This window comes from Chryseolinea soli (assembly GCF_003589925.1).
Classification (GTDB): Bacteria; Bacteroidota; Bacteroidia; order Cytophagales; family Cyclobacteriaceae; genus Chryseolinea; species Chryseolinea soli.
Genome location: NZ_CP032382.1, coordinates 3,883,202 through 3,899,303 on the forward strand (window position 1 = coordinate 3,883,202; position 16,102 = coordinate 3,899,303).

General features: G+C 52.6%; 15 protein-coding genes. 6 read left to right on the plus strand and 9 right to left on the minus strand.

Annotation, left to right across the window (positions count from 1 at the left end; all coding sequences use genetic code 11):
- Window positions 1–77: 77 nt before the first annotated feature.
- From D4L85_RS16575 to D4L85_RS16585, 3 genes are all read left to right on the plus strand, one after another.
- On the plus strand, window positions 78–932 hold the full coding sequence (locus tag D4L85_RS16575) for a substrate-binding periplasmic protein (protein WP_119755346.1): 855 nt from the start codon (window positions 78–80) through the stop codon (window positions 930–932).
- Between the two features lie 86 nt (window positions 933–1,018).
- The gene (locus D4L85_RS16580; RefSeq protein WP_119755347.1) at window positions 1,019–2,953 is read left to right on the plus strand and encodes a RecQ family ATP-dependent DNA helicase; all 1,935 of its coding nucleotides are present in this window, start codon (window positions 1,019–1,021) and stop codon (window positions 2,951–2,953) included.
- Window positions 2,954–2,956: 3 nt separating this feature from the next.
- Complete coding sequence (locus D4L85_RS16585) at window positions 2,957–3,679, plus strand: YdcF family protein (protein ID WP_119755348.1); 723 nt, start codon at window positions 2,957–2,959, stop codon at window positions 3,677–3,679.
- A gap of 17 nt (window positions 3,680–3,696) precedes the next feature.
- Here D4L85_RS16585 and recN read toward each other — a convergent pair whose 3' ends face one another.
- The 8 genes from recN to D4L85_RS16625 form a co-directional block, all read right to left on the minus strand.
- Window positions 3,697–5,349 carry a DNA repair protein RecN gene (recN, locus tag D4L85_RS16590; RefSeq protein ID WP_119755349.1) on the minus strand — a complete coding sequence of 551 codons (1,653 nt, stop codon included), beginning with the start codon at window positions 5,347–5,349 and terminating at the stop codon, window positions 3,697–3,699.
- Window positions 5,350–5,574 carry a hypothetical protein gene (locus tag D4L85_RS16595; RefSeq protein WP_119755350.1) on the minus strand — a complete coding sequence of 75 codons (225 nt, stop codon included), beginning with the start codon at window positions 5,572–5,574 and terminating at the stop codon, window positions 5,350–5,352. It abuts the gene before it with no gap.
- A 127-nt stretch (window positions 5,575–5,701) separates the two neighbouring features.
- Window positions 5,702–6,607, minus strand: coding sequence for a type IX secretion system protein PorD (porD, locus tag D4L85_RS16600; RefSeq protein WP_119755351.1), 906 nt, complete (start codon window positions 6,605–6,607; stop codon window positions 5,702–5,704).
- The gene (coaBC, locus tag D4L85_RS16605) at window positions 6,600–7,802 is read right to left on the minus strand and encodes a bifunctional phosphopantothenoylcysteine decarboxylase/phosphopantothenate--cysteine ligase CoaBC (protein WP_119755352.1); all 1,203 of its coding nucleotides are present in this window, start codon (window positions 7,800–7,802) and stop codon (window positions 6,600–6,602) included. Before coaBC ends, porD begins: the two co-directional genes overlap by 8 nt.
- 12 nt (window positions 7,803–7,814) lie before the next feature.
- Window positions 7,815–8,138, minus strand: coding sequence for a DNA-directed RNA polymerase subunit omega (locus D4L85_RS16610; protein ID WP_073138135.1), 324 nt, complete (start codon window positions 8,136–8,138; stop codon window positions 7,815–7,817).
- A gap of 4 nt (window positions 8,139–8,142) precedes the next feature.
- Entirely contained in the window at window positions 8,143–8,958 is an 816-nt protein-coding gene (locus tag D4L85_RS16615) for an outer membrane protein assembly factor BamD (RefSeq protein WP_228450923.1), read from the minus strand.
- A gap of 84 nt (window positions 8,959–9,042) precedes the next feature.
- The gene (locus D4L85_RS16620; protein WP_119755354.1) at window positions 9,043–9,747 is read right to left on the minus strand and encodes a T9SS type A sorting domain-containing protein; all 705 of its coding nucleotides are present in this window, start codon (window positions 9,745–9,747) and stop codon (window positions 9,043–9,045) included.
- Window positions 9,748–9,930: 183 nt separating this feature from the next.
- Entirely contained in the window at window positions 9,931–11,517 is a 1,587-nt protein-coding gene (locus D4L85_RS16625; RefSeq protein ID WP_160143786.1) for an OstA-like protein, read from the minus strand.
- An 86-nt stretch (window positions 11,518–11,603) separates the two neighbouring features.
- On the opposite strand from D4L85_RS16625, the gene tilS reads away from it, so the two are divergent.
- The 3 genes from tilS (at window position 11,604) to D4L85_RS16640 (ending at window position 14,640) form a co-directional block, all read left to right on the plus strand.
- Window positions 11,604–12,941 carry a tRNA lysidine(34) synthetase TilS gene (gene tilS, locus D4L85_RS16630; RefSeq protein WP_119755356.1) on the plus strand — a complete coding sequence of 446 codons (1,338 nt, stop codon included), beginning with the start codon at window positions 11,604–11,606 and terminating at the stop codon, window positions 12,939–12,941.
- A 252-nt stretch (window positions 12,942–13,193) separates the two neighbouring features.
- On the plus strand, window positions 13,194–14,123 hold the full coding sequence (mdh, locus tag D4L85_RS16635; RefSeq protein ID WP_119755357.1) for a malate dehydrogenase: 930 nt from the start codon (window positions 13,194–13,196) through the stop codon (window positions 14,121–14,123).
- A gap of 145 nt (window positions 14,124–14,268) precedes the next feature.
- Window positions 14,269–14,640, plus strand: coding sequence for an SMI1/KNR4 family protein (locus D4L85_RS16640; protein WP_119755358.1), 372 nt, complete (start codon window positions 14,269–14,271; stop codon window positions 14,638–14,640).
- Window positions 14,641–14,664: 24 nt separating this feature from the next.
- Here D4L85_RS16640 and D4L85_RS16645 read toward each other — a convergent pair whose 3' ends face one another.
- A complete protein-coding gene (locus D4L85_RS16645; RefSeq protein ID WP_119755359.1) occupies window positions 14,665–15,675 on the minus strand; it encodes a lipid A-modifier LpxR family protein in 1,011 nt (336 codons plus the stop codon).
- Window positions 15,676–16,102: the final 427 nt, after the last annotated feature.

Below are 16,102 nucleotides of genomic sequence, written 5' to 3' on the forward strand. Positions count from 1 at the left end.
AAAACTCACACCGATATTACAGCCAACGGTATTTATAGGCGCGAAACCTCTAAACTCGTGGTTGAATATCTTAACCAATGAAATCCTTATTTACTTTTCTCATCCTGTTAGGCGCCGCATCGTGTCTGGCGCAATCTTATTCGGGCGACACCTGGAAACAAGCAAAGAAAAACGGACAAGGCAAGCTCTCATTGGCCTATGTGCAAACCCCCAGCTTCGTATACATCGATAACTCCGGTCAACTCGCGGGCATCTGCATCGACATCATGAGCGACTTTAAAGCGTGGGTGAAGGAAAATAAAAAAGTAACCCTCGAATCTAAATTTGTGGGCGATGGCTCGAACTTCAAGGGCATGTACGACAAAGTGAAGATCTCCAAGGGAGGCGTAGTGGGCATGGGCAACATCACCATTACCGACGAACGAAAAAAAGAAGTAAAGTTCAGTCCGCCCTTCATCACGAACTTTGCTATCCTGGTCACGCAAGGCAAAATATCCACGCTGTCGAAACTGGAAGACATGCCCAAAACGTTTTCGGACCTCACCGCCTATACGGCCAAGGGCACGGTCAATGAACAACGCGTCGTGGACCTGAAAACAAAATATTTTCCCGATCTCAAGGTGTCCTACACCACCACCAGCCAGGAATCGCTGGAAAAAATGCTGGCCGATCCCAAGGGCCTCGCCTATCTGGACCTGGCTTTCTACCTGGAAGCCGTACAGATGAAGAAAAGCATAAAACGCCACCCCGTGGCAGACAAAGCGATAGAGCAATTCGGCTTCATCATGCCCTCGGGTTCCGACTGGGGCCCCGTCTTCGACGAATTCTTTGCCGCCAACGGCGGGTACCTCAACACCAAGGAATACAAAACCATCTTGTTCAAACACATGGGCGAAGCGGGCGTGAAGCTCATGCAGTCGCAAACCAAATAAAGAATTGCCTCCTTGAAAAAGACCCGGCAGGCCGAAACTTGCCGGGTCTTTTTTTATAGCGCAACCTTTCGGCTATCTTCGTTTCGTTGGAGACCCCGCATACCATACTGAAACGATACTGGAATCACAGCCAGTTCCGGCCCCTGCAGGAGGATATTGTCAATTCCGTACTGCAGGGCAACGACACCCTGGCGTTGCTGCCCACCGGGGGAGGTAAATCGGTATGTTTCCAGGTGCCCGCGTTGCTGATGGAGGGCGTCTGCGTGGTGATCACCCCGCTCATTGCCCTCATGAAAGACCAGGTGGAACAGTTGAAGCGCCGCCAGATCGAAGCCATCGCCATCCACTCCGGCCTCGCCCGCCGCGAGATCGACATCCTGCTGGACAATTGCGTGTACGGCACGATCAAATTCCTGTACGTATCGCCGGAGCGTTTGCTCACCGAGATCTTTATCGAACGCGTGAAGCGCATGAAGGTAGGGCTGATCGCCGTGGACGAAGCCCATTGCATTTCACAATGGGGCTACGATTTCCGGCCATCCTATTTAAAGATCGCATCGCTACGCGAACTGAAACCCGATGTGTCCGTGATCGCCCTCACCGCCACGGCCACGCAACAGGTGCGCGACGACATCGTGCGGCAGCTGGCCTTCAAAGAACCGGCGGGCGTCTTTCAAAAATCATTTGCCCGCGATAATCTTTCGTTCGTCGTTCGTCATACGGAAAACAAAGACCGCAAAGTATTGGAGATCCTGACCAAAGTGAAGGGCTCGGCGATCATCTATGTGCGCTCGCGCAAAGCGACGCAGGACATTGCCGATTGGCTTGTGAAAAAAAAGATCTCCGCCTCCTTCTATCACGCCGGCCTCGACTTTGAAGAGCGCGGTCGCCGGCAAGAGGAATGGATCAAAAATGAAAAACGGGTCATCGTGGCTACCAACGCTTTCGGTATGGGCATCGACAAACCCGACGTTCGCCTGGTCATTCACCTGGATCTCCCGGAAAACCTGGAAGCCTACTACCAGGAGGCGGGCCGCGGCGGCCGGGACGGACAACGTGCGTATGCGGCCGTGATCTACCAGGAGGCCGACCTGGTGAACCTCAAAACCAAAGTGGAGCAGTCGCAGCCTTCGCCGGCCTATTTGAAAAAAGTATATCAGGCGTTGGCCAACTACTACCAGTTGGCCGAAGGCAGCGCGGAGGGCCAGAGCTATAATTTCGAACTGAACGATTTTGTGGAGCGGTTCCACCTGCAGGCGACGGAAGTATATGCCGGTCTCAAGAAGCTGGAGGAAGAAGGCCTGATCCAATTCAACGAAAGCTATTACAGCCCCTCGCGGTTGCACATGTCGCTCGACAAAGGCAAACTCTATGAGTTCCAGGTAGCCAACGCGAGGTTTGACCCGGCTATAAAAATGTTGCTCCGGCTATACGGCGGCGAGCTGATGTCCGGTTTTGTAAACATATCGGAAGCCCAACTGGCCAAGGCGTTGAAAATTTCCAGCAGCGAAATGTATAAAATGCTGGAACACCTTCACGGTTTACGGGTTTTAATTTATGAGCCGGCAAAGGACAAGCCCCAGGTAACTTTCCTGATGCCCCGTCAGGATGCGGACCGGCTCCCGTTGAACCTCCAGCGCATGGAAGAACGCCGGCAACTTATCCTGGGCAAGATGAACGCCATGATCGGCTACGTGACCAATGCCCACCGCTGCCGTATGCAGGTGATACAGGATTATTTTGACGAGGTAACCTTTAAGGTCTGCGGCCTATGCGATGTCTGCGTACAGAACCGGAAGAAAGAAAATATTCACGCCTTCGAAGATATTCACGGTGAAGTGCTCACCGTACTGAAAAAGAAGCCCCTCACCGTGGAAGAAGTGGAAGAGATCATCGCCCCCCGCGACCACGAACTCTTCGTGGACGTGATCCGCGACATGGTTGACGAAGGCGAATTGGAATATGACACAGGATGGAAACTGACCGTGGTTGGGGGCCACGGGGGTAAAACAAACAGATAACCTATGAAGAAACGGTTGAAAAATTTTTTTATGATCTTTATTTATGTCCACGTCTTTCTGGCCGTGGCCTTGTTGTTGACCCATTGCTCGTTCTCGCACTACGCCAAGAAATCGTATGAGCGGGCGAAGAAGGACAAACCGTTTGACGTGGTGATCGTGCCCGGCGTTCCCTACGAAAAAGAAAACACGACCTCCATCATGCGCATGCGCGTCTATTGGGCCAAACATCTTTACGACAGCGGCTTTACCAAAAATATTATTTTCTCCGGCTCGGCCGTCTACACCCATTTTGTGGAAGGCATCGTGATGAAGACCATGGCCGACTCCCTGGGCATTCCCCCGGACCACACCTTTGCTGAAACCAAGGCAGAGCACAGTACCGAAAATATTTATTATTCCTGGAAGATGGCCAAGCAATTGGGCTTTCAAAAAATTGCCCTCGCCACCGATCCGTTCCAGTCGCGCCTGTTAAGAAGTTTTTCGAAAAAATATTGTCCCGGCGTGAAAGCCATCCCGGTGGTCTACGATATTTTGAACCGCGAAGCCAAACCGTTGCCCCTCATCGACACCACGAAGGCTTATCGCGCAGGATTTGTATCGATCACGCGGCGCGAAGGATTTTGGAAACGCTTCCAGGGGACCATGGGCCGCCGCGTGAAAGAAGAACGCCGCCTGGAGGAGGAATTGGAGAAGGCAGAAAAGAAACCCGTCTCCACCAACGAGTAGCGGAGGCGTTGGGTATACTATTTTCCTAAAAGTTCCTGGGCATTTTCCAGGGCCACCTTCGAAGGCTTGGCGCCCCCGATCATCTTGGCGATCTCCTGCACACGATCTTCCGCACTCAATGCTTTTATGGCGCTGATGGTTTTGGACGACGTGTTGTCTTTATAGACAAAGTAGTGCGCATCGCCCTTGGCGGCGATCTGTGGCAAGTGACTGATGGCAATCAATTGGTGGCGTGTAGCCATCGTCTTCATGAGCGTGCCCAGCTTCATGGCCACTTCCCCCGAAATGCCGGTGTCGATCTCGTCGAGGATGAGCGTGGGCATCGCGGTCTTTTCGGCCATCACATATTTAATGCTGAACATGAGCCGCGAAAATTCGCCTCCCGATGCTACCTGCGCGAGCGGGCGTGGGGCCACACCTTTGTTGGCGCTAAAAAGAATATCGATGCGATCGGCACCCTGTGCCGACAGCTCGGCCGGTTGTATGTCGATTTGCAATGTGGCGTTGGGAATGCCCAGCTCTTGCAACAGGGCGGTGAGTTGTTTGCACAGCGGGGTGAAAACTTTTGCGCGCGAGTCGCTGAGCTTTTTTGCTGTGGCCGTCACCACTTTGAGAGCGGCTTCGAAATCCTGCTTGGCTCTCTCCAGCGATTCGTCCAGGTTGGAGGTGAGCGTATCTTTTTGGGACAGGGCTTCCTGAATGATCAGTAAAGCTTTCAGGTCGTCGGCTTTGTGTTTTTTGAGCAGCTTGTAGATCGTGCTCAGTCTTTCCTTCGCAAACTCGGCGCGCTGGGGGTCGAACTCGATCTTTTCTTCTTCACTCTCAATTTCGCTCATGATGTCGTCCAGTTCGATGAGCACGCTTTCCAGGCGTTGCAGCAAGGCGGCATAGGCGGGTGAATAGGAGGAGACGCTGCTCAACGCAGCCCGTGCCTCACCCAATTTGCCACGCGCAGCGAAATCCGAAAGCGTCACGGCGTCGAGCATTTGGTTGAAGCTGCTTTTGATCTCGCTGGTGTGATCCATCACCTTCACTTCCGATTCCAGCGTTTCCTGTTCGCCTTCTTCGAGATGTGCCTGGTTCAGTTCGTCCAATTGAAAGCGCACATAGTCGGCTTCCTGGCGCAGCGTGTCGGCTTCGGCGCTCAAGGTCTCGAAATCTTTGCGGGCCTTCACGTAGGCTTGCCAGTCCGTTGCATACTGTTCGCGCAGGGTCTGGTTGGCCGCGTAAGCATCGATCAGCCGGAGCTGGAAGCTTTGCTGTCCCAGTTGCAGCGTTTCGTGCTGGGAGTGGATGTCCATCAATAAATTCCCGATGCGTTTCATCACCTCCAGCGTCACGGGAGTGTCGTTGATGAACGCCCGCGATTTTCCACCGGGGCTGATCTCCCTGCGGATGACGGTGGTCTCGTCGTAGTCGAGGTCTTCGGCTTTGAAGACGGATTTGAGTTTATATTCTTTGATGGCGAACGAGCCTTCAATGATGCATTTCTGTTCTTCGTCCCACAACACCTTGGTGTCGGCGCGGTTGCCCATGAGCAGGCCGATGGCGCCCAGCATGATGGACTTGCCCGCACCCGTTTCGCCTGTGATCACGTTGAGGCTCGGGGAGGGCTCCAGCTCCAGGTGCTTGATGAGCGCATAGTTTTGTATGGTGATGTGCTTCAGCATTCAGGCAAAGGTGTCGAAATAGAGTTCGGCGATGGTGTCGATCCGGTAGGTCATTTTTTTGCGGCGCATGTTCAGCAGCTTGATCTCGGTGGCGTTCACGTCGGTAAGTTCGCCAAACATGGCGGTACTGTCTGTGAGCACAATATTAATTTTTTTACCCAGAAATTCAGCCACCCGTTTCCGGATCTGCGCGGCATCGCTGAGGCGTAATTGTTTAGTGCTCATAGGAATTAGTCCTTAGTGGTCAGTCCTTAGTCCGGAGTACTTAAATACGAGTGACTCAGGATTAAAGACGCGTTAGAAGCAAAACTGTCGAAATCGGGGCATGAATCCAAACACCGGCGAGGGGAGATCAGTTCTCGATCATCTTGCTATATCCCGCCCGGGTGTTGGACGGATCGATGGCGGTCACGATGTCGTAGACCTCCCGGCGGACCTGGATGTTGCCGCTGGAAAAAATATTGGATAACTCCTTGCCCTTGGCGTCAAAAAAGCTGATGACCAGGATAGAGGCAGGGTTGATATCGCGCATCTTTTTTACGTCGCGCAGACTTTTGAGGATGATCTCGCGGCTTTTGTCGGGATCTTTATCAAAGGTGTCGAGGGCGAGGCGGTGATAAGCATAGACGGCCTTACGCATATCCACAGATTGTGCATTGTTGTAGTTTTCAACAATCCAATAGCGGCTCCGGTTGTTGCCCCCCAGCGCTTGCCAGCCTGCGCGGTTGGACTGCTGCGCGTTGTTGACCACGGCCAGTGCTTTTTGGAAATACGTTGTGCCACCCAATTCGCTAAACGTATCGGCATCGACGCCCACGATCATGTAGGCATACAAGGCCAGCATGGAGGTGAGGTTGGTGGTGTACGTATTGTCGTTGAACTCCAGGGGAAGCGATTCGATGTATTCAAATTCCCAATCGCGATCGGCGAAGTTGAAGATGAGGCTGGAATAGTTTGTGCCAAACACCGGGCGCGCCGCCTGGACCTGCACGGAGGCCGTGAAGTTGCCCACGGCGGGCATTTTGGTGATCGTGATCAGCATGTTGCAGTTGATCTTCTCGTAAGCCTTATAGGAATCGGGCGTCCATTTGCGCGAGTTCATGAACTGCTCGATGGCTGTTTTCATGTCGCGGAAAATGCCGCGATCGGACGTGGCGATCTGTGTGGAGTTGATGGTGACCGTGCAGGCCAGCTCCTGCGTCCATCCGAAACCGAATGCGCAGAGGGTGATGCACAAAAGAAAAGCACGCTTAATCATGTAGTTTTTCGATGATGGCCTCTACAATATCTTGTGCTACGGCGTTCTTGTCTTTCAGGTCGAAAGCCCTGGCCGTGTTGTTCCGGTCCAGGATGGTGATCTTGTTCGTGTCGTGACCAAAACCGGCGCCGTTGTCGCGCAACGAATTTAACACGATCAGGTCAAAATTCTTGGACTCGAGCTTTTTTAAAGCGTTGGCTTGCTCGTGTTCTGTTTCCAGGGCAAAGCCCACCACGATCTGTCCATTGTGTTTCAGCTTGCCCAGCGAAGCGGCGATGTCGCGCGTTTTCACCAGCTCGAGATGGAACACGTCGTCTTTCTTTTTGATCTTTTGATCGGCGATCACGGCCGGGCGGTAATCGGCCACGGCGGCGGCCAACACGGTGATGTCGGCAGCAGGGAAGAGGGTGGTGCAAGCGTTGTACATGTCTTCAGCAGAAGTTACATGCTTAACGCTGATGCGGGGATTTTCGGTATGTTGTTGGGTTGGACCGGCAACCAGATCCACGATGGCGCCCAAGTTGGCTAGCGCTTCGGCGATGGCAAATCCCATTTTGCCGCTGGAGTGGTTGCCGATGAAGCGCACAGGGTCCAGGGCCTCGTAGGTGGGGCCGGCCGTGACCAGCACTTTTTTGCCCGCCAATTTTTGTTGGGGAATAAAGAATTCCTCCAGGTGTTGCACGATTTGCTCCGGCTCGGCCATGCGGCCCGTGCCCACCAATCCACTGGCAAGTTCGCCAAAGGTGGAGTCGATGATGTGGTTGCCAAAGCTTTTAAGTCTTCTAAGATTTTCCTTTACGGCCGGGTGCTGCAACATGTCCAGGTCCATGGCCGGGGCCATAAAAACCGGGCAGCGCGCCGACAGGTAAACGGCCAGCAACAAGTTGTCGCAAAGGCCGTGGGCCATTTTGCCCAGGGTGTTGGCCGTGGCGGGTGCGATCACGATGGCGTCGGCGGCCAGGGCCAGGTCCACGTGGTTGTTCCACTCGCCGGTGTCGGCTTTTTGGAAGTGGGTGAGGGCAGGCTTTTTGGAAAGCGTAGCCAGTGTGAGCGGCGTGATGAACTCGTGGGCGTCGGGCGTCATGATCACCTGCACGTCGGCCCCGGCTTTGACCAGGAGCCGCACGAGCACTGCCGACTTATACGCCGCAATGCCCCCACATACTCCGACCACGATCCGCTTGCCTTTCAGCATGGCTCGCCGTTGTTAAAGTTCGACCTTCGTGTCGTCTTCGCCGCGGAGACGGAAGTTCAGTTTTTCTTCCAGGAATTCTTCCGTTGCCGTGGTGGTAGGCTTGGGCATGCGCTCGTAGAACTTGGAGATCTCGATCTGCTCGCGGTTCTCGAACACTTCCTCCAGGTTGTCTACCGTGGTGGCAAATTCGGCCAGCTTGTTGTTGAGCTCTTCCTTGATGTTGACGGCGATCTGGCGCGCGCGCTTCGAAATAACCACTACCGACTCATAGATGTTGCCGGTCTGGGCTGCGATCTTCTCTACATCGCGTGTTACTACAGATGATTGAACTGCCATATGCTTACAGATTATTGTTTTTTGATTTATTGATCTTGGCCAGACTGTCCCCATACATCTTCTCTGCGTCTGACAGGTAAGTGCTGGTGGGAAAGCGGTCCACGAATTCTTTATAATGATCCACCACGCCTTTGTAGCGATCCAATTGCTTGGAATAAATGCTTTGCTCGGCCAGGCGGTATTCCGACGAGATCACCAGGTAGTAGGTACGTTCCAGGTATTTCGAGTCGGGGAAATTGTCTTTAAAGTTGGTCAGGGCCACAATGGCGGCCTTGTAGCTGCGCATGCGGTAGTATTGGTAGGCATTCTCAAAACCCTTTTTCTCCAGCTTTTCCTGGGTAGCCACGATCACCTCGATGGCCTTGTCGCGGAAACTGCTTTGGGGATAGCGGTTCAGGAACAACTGCATGGCCGCCATGGCGTCTTTGCTGCTGGATTGGTCCAGGTTGGCATTTGGCGATGACTCATACAGCGAATAGGCGTACATGTAGCGCGCTTCCTCGGCCATGGAACTGCGGCCATAGGTTTCATAAAAGGTCTTGAACTGCTCGGAGGCCAACAGGTACAATTTGTCGTAAAACTGGCAATAGGCCAGGTAAAACTGCACTTTTTCTCCCTCCGGAAGGCCGCGGACGATGGGGATGATCTGCTCGAACAACACGGAGGCTTTGTAATAGTCCTTCTTATTGTTGTAGTAGTTCAACGCCGCGTCGTATTTCACGCGCCAATCCGCGCTTTTTTCAATCCTGCGGAATTTGCTGCAGGAAGCCGCCACGATCAGGATCAGCGCAAGGGAAAGAATAGAGGATACTCGTTGCATAAGCCCGCAAATATAGCATAAGAAGCCAGAACTGGAAAACGTCATTTTTTGCCTGTAGATGCACGGGCGGCCCAAAAAGTTGATTTATTTTTTCACGATGAGCTTTCGCGTCATCACACCCTCGTCGTCGATATACAGGGTGTAGAAGTAGATTCCGGCGTTCAAATCGTCGGTTTTGATCCGGATCAGGTTTTCCAGGCTGGGAAGCTGGTATTCGCCCACCGTGTTACCCAACAGGTTGTGTACCACGATCTTGGCTTTTATCTGGTCGTTCAGGATCTTGTATTCCACCTGGGCATGGTCCACCACCGGGTTGGGATAGACGTCGTGCAGGGTGATGAACTTCGAGCTGTACAGGCTCTGTTTTTCGGGCTTTTCCTCCACGTCGAAGTTGAGCACGAATTCCACGGGCTGGCCCGGGTTTGACTTGTTGTAGACGATGTATTTCAGCGTGCTGGGACCCGACACAAAGCCGGCTTCCAGGGAAATGTTGAGATTATTCAGGGTTTGGCCGGGTTCCACCTTCACGATGTAGTCCTCCACCTTCGAATCCAGGCAGTTGTTGTCAACGCAGAAATAGTTCTTTTGGGTGCCGCCGATCTGGCCGGTCACTTTGCGGATGATGAGGGTGATGGGTTTTTCCGTGGTGTTGCGGAAGCGGAGGGGAGCTTTGATGGTCTCACCGATGATGCCCTTGTATGACTCCTGGATACTGGTGAGCTCGAATCCCTGCCCGAACCCCACAAGGGAGGCAGAAATCAGAATCGCCAACAACCAGAAACGCTTCATACCCGGGGTCTATATGTATTTCACAAAATTTAAACATTTTAACGGTACCTCATAATAGAAAGAGAACTTTTTCGTTGACTGAGGCCATTTTTTTTCCACACAAACGATTCCGCTGTCGTACGGCAGTTTTGCATCCCCTGTCTCTGGGGGGATAATAAATTTGTTGTTACCAGAATGTTAACCTCAGGGTTGGATGGACGGCGACTTGCGGTGAAAGGGTTTCACGACGTCTTCGCGTTTGGGTTTGTTGTCGCCTTTCCAGGAGAAACCCTTCAGCGTCATGTCTTCTTTCTTCAACTCATGGGGCGGAATGAAACGTGCTTCAGGACGCGTATAAAAACTGAGGTTGTTCACTTTGCCATCGCGGAAGCGGATGAGAATATTGCTGCAGATGATGCGGTTCGTACCCATGGTCCCTACGGGTTTGTCGTCTTTCTTTTCGCTGAGCGCATAATAAATACTTTCGCCATTCCCCTCGACATACACCCGGCTGATCTTCTTGTTCTCAAAGGTGGCCGTCATCTTGCGGCCGCTGATCTGGTTGAAGTTGATCAGCGAATCCTGCGAGATCACAAAGCTGTTCACGTTCATGAAGAGCCGGTCGATCGTGTTGTTCTTGATGAGCATGCGAATGGTGTCGGCCGTCATCTGGTTGCCTTCGGTCCACAACACGGGGCTTTTGTAGAAGTAGATGGTGGAGTCGGCCGCGCGGTATTCGAGTGAGTCGGCAAGACCTTGCAAATCGCCACGGTAGATCTTCACGTGGTTGTAGGCCAGCAGTCTTTTCTTCTGGGGGTCGGGACTGTCGATCGACACCAGCGTGTCGGCCGAGATGAAAAGGGTGTCGGAGTCGTCGCCGACCTTGGCAAGATAGGGATTGTTGTACACCTTAGAGACGCCCTTCAGTTTATAATAGTCGGAGGCTTGGCCATAGATGATGATGTTCTCTTTTTTCGACGTCATGATCACGTTGCCCCGCAGCTTGTATACTTTGCGGATGTCGTCGAGCGCATAATCGTCGCCCTCCAGCTTATAGTCAACTGACTCGGCCTCGCCCAGCTTCAGGTCCGAGCGGCGGGTCTTGGTGTCGTACTCGCCATCGTTATACACGAACGTGGCGCTGTCCTTGTCCACCACGGTGGTGGGGGTGCGGAAGTAGAGAATTTTGCTGCGCGAATTGTATTGCAAACTATCCGACGTCATCGTGTAGTCGGGGTTTTTCACGTGCACGTTTTTTTTGAACGAGGCCATGTTAGACGTCAGGTTGTAATAGCCCTTCACGCTGGTGAGCACGTTGATGCTGTCCACCAGTTTTCCGTTGTTGAAATAGTAGGCCGTGTTCTTGGGCCGGTCAAAATCAAGGTAGTCGGTGTAGAGGGTGGAGGTGGCCAGTTTGGTAAACACCACGTCGTTGCGCAGTTTGGCCAGTTTGACATTGCCATCATATTCCAGCTTGTTGCCCGTGATGGTCACTGAGTCGCCTTCCAGGATGCGCACCCGGCCGAAAGCTTCGATGTAGTTCCTTTTTTTGAAAAAGTGGGCGGAATCGCAATAGATGGTGGTGGTGTTTTGGACGAAGATCACATTGCCGATCACGCGATCAAAACGGTCTTCCCCGGCCTTGCCACCCTGCAACCGGTCGGCCTGTTTCAGGTGCACCTTTTTTTGCGCACACGCAGAAGTCATGCCCGAAAACAAGGCAATAGCCGCCAGGATGAGGCATTTCATCCCCATAGAAAAGCGTGTGCCCAAAGTATAGCGTAGATCCATAAAAAACATTGCAAGCTACGACGCTAAACGCGAAAATCGTAACCCCCGGCCCTAGTTATCGGGGGTGAAGTCGTACCTTTGCTGCCATGCTGGAGCAATTTCTGAACCACATTGATCGGTTCGCCCTCTGCCGGCGCGAAGACCCCATTCTGCTGGCCGTGAGCGGGGGAGTGGATTCCATGGCCATGCTCCACCTGTTCACCGCGGCAGGTTTCACGGTAGGTGTCGCCCATTGCAATTTTCAACTGCGGGGCAAAGACTCGGACGGCGACGAAGATTTTGTCGCGCAAGCCTGCAAGACGCTGAATGTTCCTGTATTTGTACACCGCTTCGAAACCGAAGCCTATGCCTGGGAGAACGGCCTCTCCACCCAAATGGCCGCCCGCGAATTGCGCTATGCGTGGTTTGACGACCTGTTGGAAATTCACCACTACACCGCGCTGGCCACCGGTCACCATTTCGACGATTCGATGGAGACCATCCTGCTCAACATCACCCGCGGGGCCGCCACGGATGGCATGGCGGGCATCCCGGTGAAGAACGGTCGCGTGATCCGCCCGCTGTTGTTCGCCACCCGCGCACAAGTTGAAAAATATGCGGCCGACCATCGCATCAAATGGCGCGAAGACAAGAGCAACCTGACCGACGACTATCAACGAAATTTCATCCGTCACAAGATCATCCCCCAACTCAAGGAGCTGAACCCCTCCCTGGAAACCACGTGGCAAAACGGCATCGAAAAAATACAAGGCGAACTCGCCATTCTTCACGACGCCTTTGATGCCTGGTGTAAAAACAGCATCACGCGAACGGCCGAGAAGATTGCCATCGATAAAAAAGCGCTCAACCATGGACCGCAGGTGAATGCCATGTTGTGGCGCTTTATAAAAACCTACGGGTTCAACTATGAGCAAACGCGCGAGATCATCCACGCCTTGAATGGCCAGCCCGGCAAGAAGTTTTTAGCACCTGCTTTCTTGCTGGTAGTGGACCGTGAAAATATCTTCATCACGCCCCGCAGCGAAGATTGGAGCGAACAACATATTGGGACCGTGAACGGTCGTCATACCCTTGGGCCTTGGCGGCTCAGCCTGGAAGATACACCACCCGCGGTGCGGGGAAGCGACCCGCGCGAAGCCGTGCTCGATGCCGCACATCTACAGTTTCCCTTGGTGTGGCGCAAGTGGCGCGCCGGCGATTTCTTTCATCCCCTGGGCATGGATCACAAAAAGAAGCTGAGCGATTTTTTTATCGACAAGAAGTTGAGCGTGGCAGATAAGGAAACGATCACGGTGTTGGAGTCGGCCGGTCAGATTGCCTGGGTGGTAGGACACCGCATCGACGACCGCTTCAAAGTGACCCCCCAAACCCAACACGCCCTGCGGTTTGTCCTGACCAATCACGAGGAAAAACCCGGAGTATAATATCGCTTTGATCGGGGAGGATACACCGTGTGTGCGAATGTGTCCTACGTTTCTACAACGGCCTGTTTATCAATCCTCCCTGACGCTCCGGGAACGTGCCCGCGAAGCGCAGGGCCCGCCGGTTGGAAGCCCTGCCTTTTGCAAGAAAATATTTCCAAAATCCTGCCTTATGTATAACTTGCCGCGCCTATTCAGAAAGGCCCCCGGGAAAGAACATCATTTCTTAAACATAACTTTAAACATATTCTAACAATGAAAGTAACTGTAGTTGGCGCTGGCAATGTGGGCGCTACATGTGCCGATGTGCTGGCCTACCGCGAAGTGGCCAACGAAATCGTGTTGGTGGACATCAAGGAAGGACTCGCCGAAGGCAAGGCTCTTGATATTTGGCAGAAAGCCCCCATCGACCTGTATGACAGCCGCACGGTAGGCGCCACCAATGACTATTCCAAATCCGCTAACTCGGATGTGGTGGTGATCACCTCGGGCCTTCCGCGCAAACCGGGCATGAGCCGCGACGATCTTATCGGGACCAACGCCGGCATTGTGAAATCGGTAACGGAAAATATCATCCGTCACTCTCCCAACGCCATCGTCATCGTAGTATCCAACCCGTTGGATGTGATGACCTACCAGGCGCACCTCACCTCGCGTCTGCCCCGCACCCGCATCATGGGTATGGCCGGCATCCTGGACACCGCTCGCTACCGCGCGTTCCTGGCCGAAGCCTTGAACGTTTCTCCTAAAGATATCCAAGCCATCCTGTTGGGCGGCCACGGCGACACCATGGTGCCGCTGCCTCGATACACGACGGTAGCTGGTATCCCTGTAACGGAACTGATCGATAAAGATAAACTCAACGCCATCCTGGAAAGAACCAAAGTTGGTGGTGGCGAGCTGGTGAAACTCATGGGCACTTCTGCATGGTATGCACCTGGAAGCGCTGCTGCGCAAATGGTGGAAGCCATTGTGAAAGATCAGCGTCGTGTGTTCCCCGTTTGTATCAAACTTGAAGGCGAATATGGCATCAAGGATTGCTACCTGGGCGTGCCCGTAGTGTTGGGCAAGAACGGTGTGGAGAAGATCATCGAGCTTGATTTGAACAGCGAAGAAAAAGCTCTGATGGAATCCAGCCGCAAGGCGGTGAGAGAAGTGATGGACGTGTTGGAGAAATTGGGATAATTTTTCCCTTGAAATATGAAATGAAAAGCCGGGTTTGTGTCCGGCTTTTTTTTTGAAGTCCGCATAGTCCCGAGGCGGAGACTATGCGGTGGCGTATTGCCCAGTTTTTTTGTTTACTTCAGAATCAAACTGTTAAATTGGAGCCATGCCCCTGATGATGAATCCCCCTCCGCTTCCAGATATCATGGAAGTATTCTTATCACGTGTCGCGTTTACTTTGCCAGCAGGATACGAGAGATTTATCCGGAGTTCAAACGGAGCGGAAGGTTTTCTGAATAATTCATACCTCGCACTTTGGTCGATAGAAGCCTTATTTACTCTCAACGAAGGCTATTGGGTAGAAAGATATGCTCCTGGATTCTTCATCATCGGATCCGATGGAGGAGATACTTCTTATGCTGTGGACAAACTAACGGGAGCATTGTATGCCATACCGTTTATCGGCATGTCGCGGAAAGAAGCTAAGTGGTTGGCAAAGGATTTTGACGGCTTTATTGAAGCCCTTAGGGGAGCATAGGTGTGTCATTCTCAATTCCTTTTTTCACCAAAGGAAATGGAGCGTTAGCGTGCCGACGGTGTGTTTGTAGAGTCCTTTTCGATAAGTCGTGCTGTAGGTTTGCAGGTAAGAAACGCTAAAGTTGCCATGGGAGAGTACCACGCCACATTGCAAATCCATAACCCGGTGGGCAATGCGCTCGGAGGTATTGTCGGCGCGACCGGTCGCGGAGCGGGGATAATGTTCGCGGTCGCCTTTCAATAATGCGTTGTGGACCACAAAGGTGTTGATCGGCTTGAACACAAAATAGTATTGCGTTCTTACCTGTTTATTGCCCCGCACAAACGCGCTGTACTGACTCAGGTATCCATTAAAGTAGGGGGCCATGCGCCCGACCCGCAGCATGGGGTAAATGGCTAGTGCGTCCATCATACTGCCAACCCGGACTTGGGCGCCTGCATTGATCTCGACGACGTTACGCCATGAAAGCAGATTTTTTTCGGCTGTGAAGTTAACGTTGAGCAGCGGTTGCGTGTCAAGCTGGTTATCCCAACCCATCGGCTTTTGATAATGGATCAGCTTGTGCATGGCGGTTTGCGTTTGTTGGGCCAACGCTGCCGGCCCGCGCACTCCTGCGACGAGTTCCGTCTGGTAGCTGAACTTCTTCGTGGGATTGAATGAATAATGAGAACGGATGGCGAATAGCGCGCCGGCGTATGCATAGTCGCTGGGTTGATATTCCGGGGTGCTGATGTTGTTGGGCGTCACCATAAGTTGCACCACGCTCCAGCCGTACACGTCGACACTGCCTTCTCCCGCTTTGGGCAGCAGCTTATCGAGAAAAAAATGATGCTGCCTTTTACGTTGGTAGAAGAGGTCCATGCGCGTGCCGTTGGTATAGGCGCGGTCTGTTCCATGGCCCGTGACGTTTAGAAAATCGTTGTCTTCATAGAACCTGAATAATTTACTTGGGGCCGTGGACTGGGCATGCACATGAGCCGTAAACAAAAGTAGAAAGCTCAGTACAAAACTGGCGCATAGAGTGAAAGACTTCATAAAGACGCTACATTAAACAGTTGTTCAAATTCAACCGATGTATACGAAAACTGTTTTAAAAAGTAGTGTGTGCACGGATGTGTTTCAGTTACCTTTTTGTAACCCGGTACACGCACGACCTGCAAGACAAAATTTCACCCACCGGGACGATTACAAATCCGAAAGGCGTTCAAGCCACTCAGCAAAGTGTACAGTTCACTCAAACGTTTTCGGTTCAATAGAATCTGAAAATGAACCTTGTGGCATCTTTCAACTTCAAGTCGTCGTCAGGGTCCTAGTGATCTAGTCTGTATGAGAGCGGTTTTTATTGTTGCAGTTCACATCTTTAATGGCGCGGGCCCCATCCTCGTATCGAAGACCTTGAAAGAATATGAAGAAATTTTTGGGCGAATATGGTTTGTCCGCATGAGGGGTTCCCGCGGCCCCG

Coding starts and splice junctions, on each gene's coding strand:
- D4L85_RS16645 (WP_119755359.1), bottom strand. CDS start 15,675: ATGAAGTCTTTCACTCTATGCGCCAGTTTTGTACTGAGCTTTCTACTT.
- recN (WP_119755349.1), bottom strand. CDS start 5,349: ATGCTGAAGCACATCACCATACAAAACTATGCGCTCATCAAGCACCTG.
- D4L85_RS16610 (WP_073138135.1), bottom strand. CDS start 8,138: ATGGCAGTTCAATCATCTGTAGTAACACGCGATGTAGAGAAGATCGCA.
- porD (WP_119755351.1), bottom strand. CDS start 6,607: ATGATTAAGCGTGCTTTTCTTTTGTGCATCACCCTCTGCGCATTCGGT.
- D4L85_RS16585 (WP_119755348.1), top strand. CDS start 2,957: ATGAAGAAACGGTTGAAAAATTTTTTTATGATCTTTATTTATGTCCAC.
- D4L85_RS16615 (WP_228450923.1), bottom strand. CDS start 8,958: ATGCAACGAGTATCCTCTATTCTTTCCCTTGCGCTGATCCTGATCGTG.
- tilS (WP_119755356.1), top strand. CDS start 11,604: ATGCTGGAGCAATTTCTGAACCACATTGATCGGTTCGCCCTCTGCCGG.
- D4L85_RS16620 (WP_119755354.1), bottom strand. CDS start 9,747: ATGAAGCGTTTCTGGTTGTTGGCGATTCTGATTTCTGCCTCCCTTGTG.
- D4L85_RS16625 (WP_160143786.1), bottom strand. CDS start 11,517: ATGGATCTACGCTATACTTTGGGCACACGCTTTTCTATGGGGATGAAA.
- D4L85_RS16640 (WP_119755358.1), top strand. CDS start 14,269: ATGCCCCTGATGATGAATCCCCCTCCGCTTCCAGATATCATGGAAGTA.
- mdh (WP_119755357.1), top strand. CDS start 13,194: ATGAAAGTAACTGTAGTTGGCGCTGGCAATGTGGGCGCTACATGTGCC.
- coaBC (WP_119755352.1), bottom strand. CDS start 7,802: ATGCTGAAAGGCAAGCGGATCGTGGTCGGAGTATGTGGGGGCATTGCG.
- D4L85_RS16575 (WP_119755346.1), top strand. CDS start 78: ATGAAATCCTTATTTACTTTTCTCATCCTGTTAGGCGCCGCATCGTGT.
- D4L85_RS16595 (WP_119755350.1), bottom strand. CDS start 5,574: ATGAGCACTAAACAATTACGCCTCAGCGATGCCGCGCAGATCCGGAAA.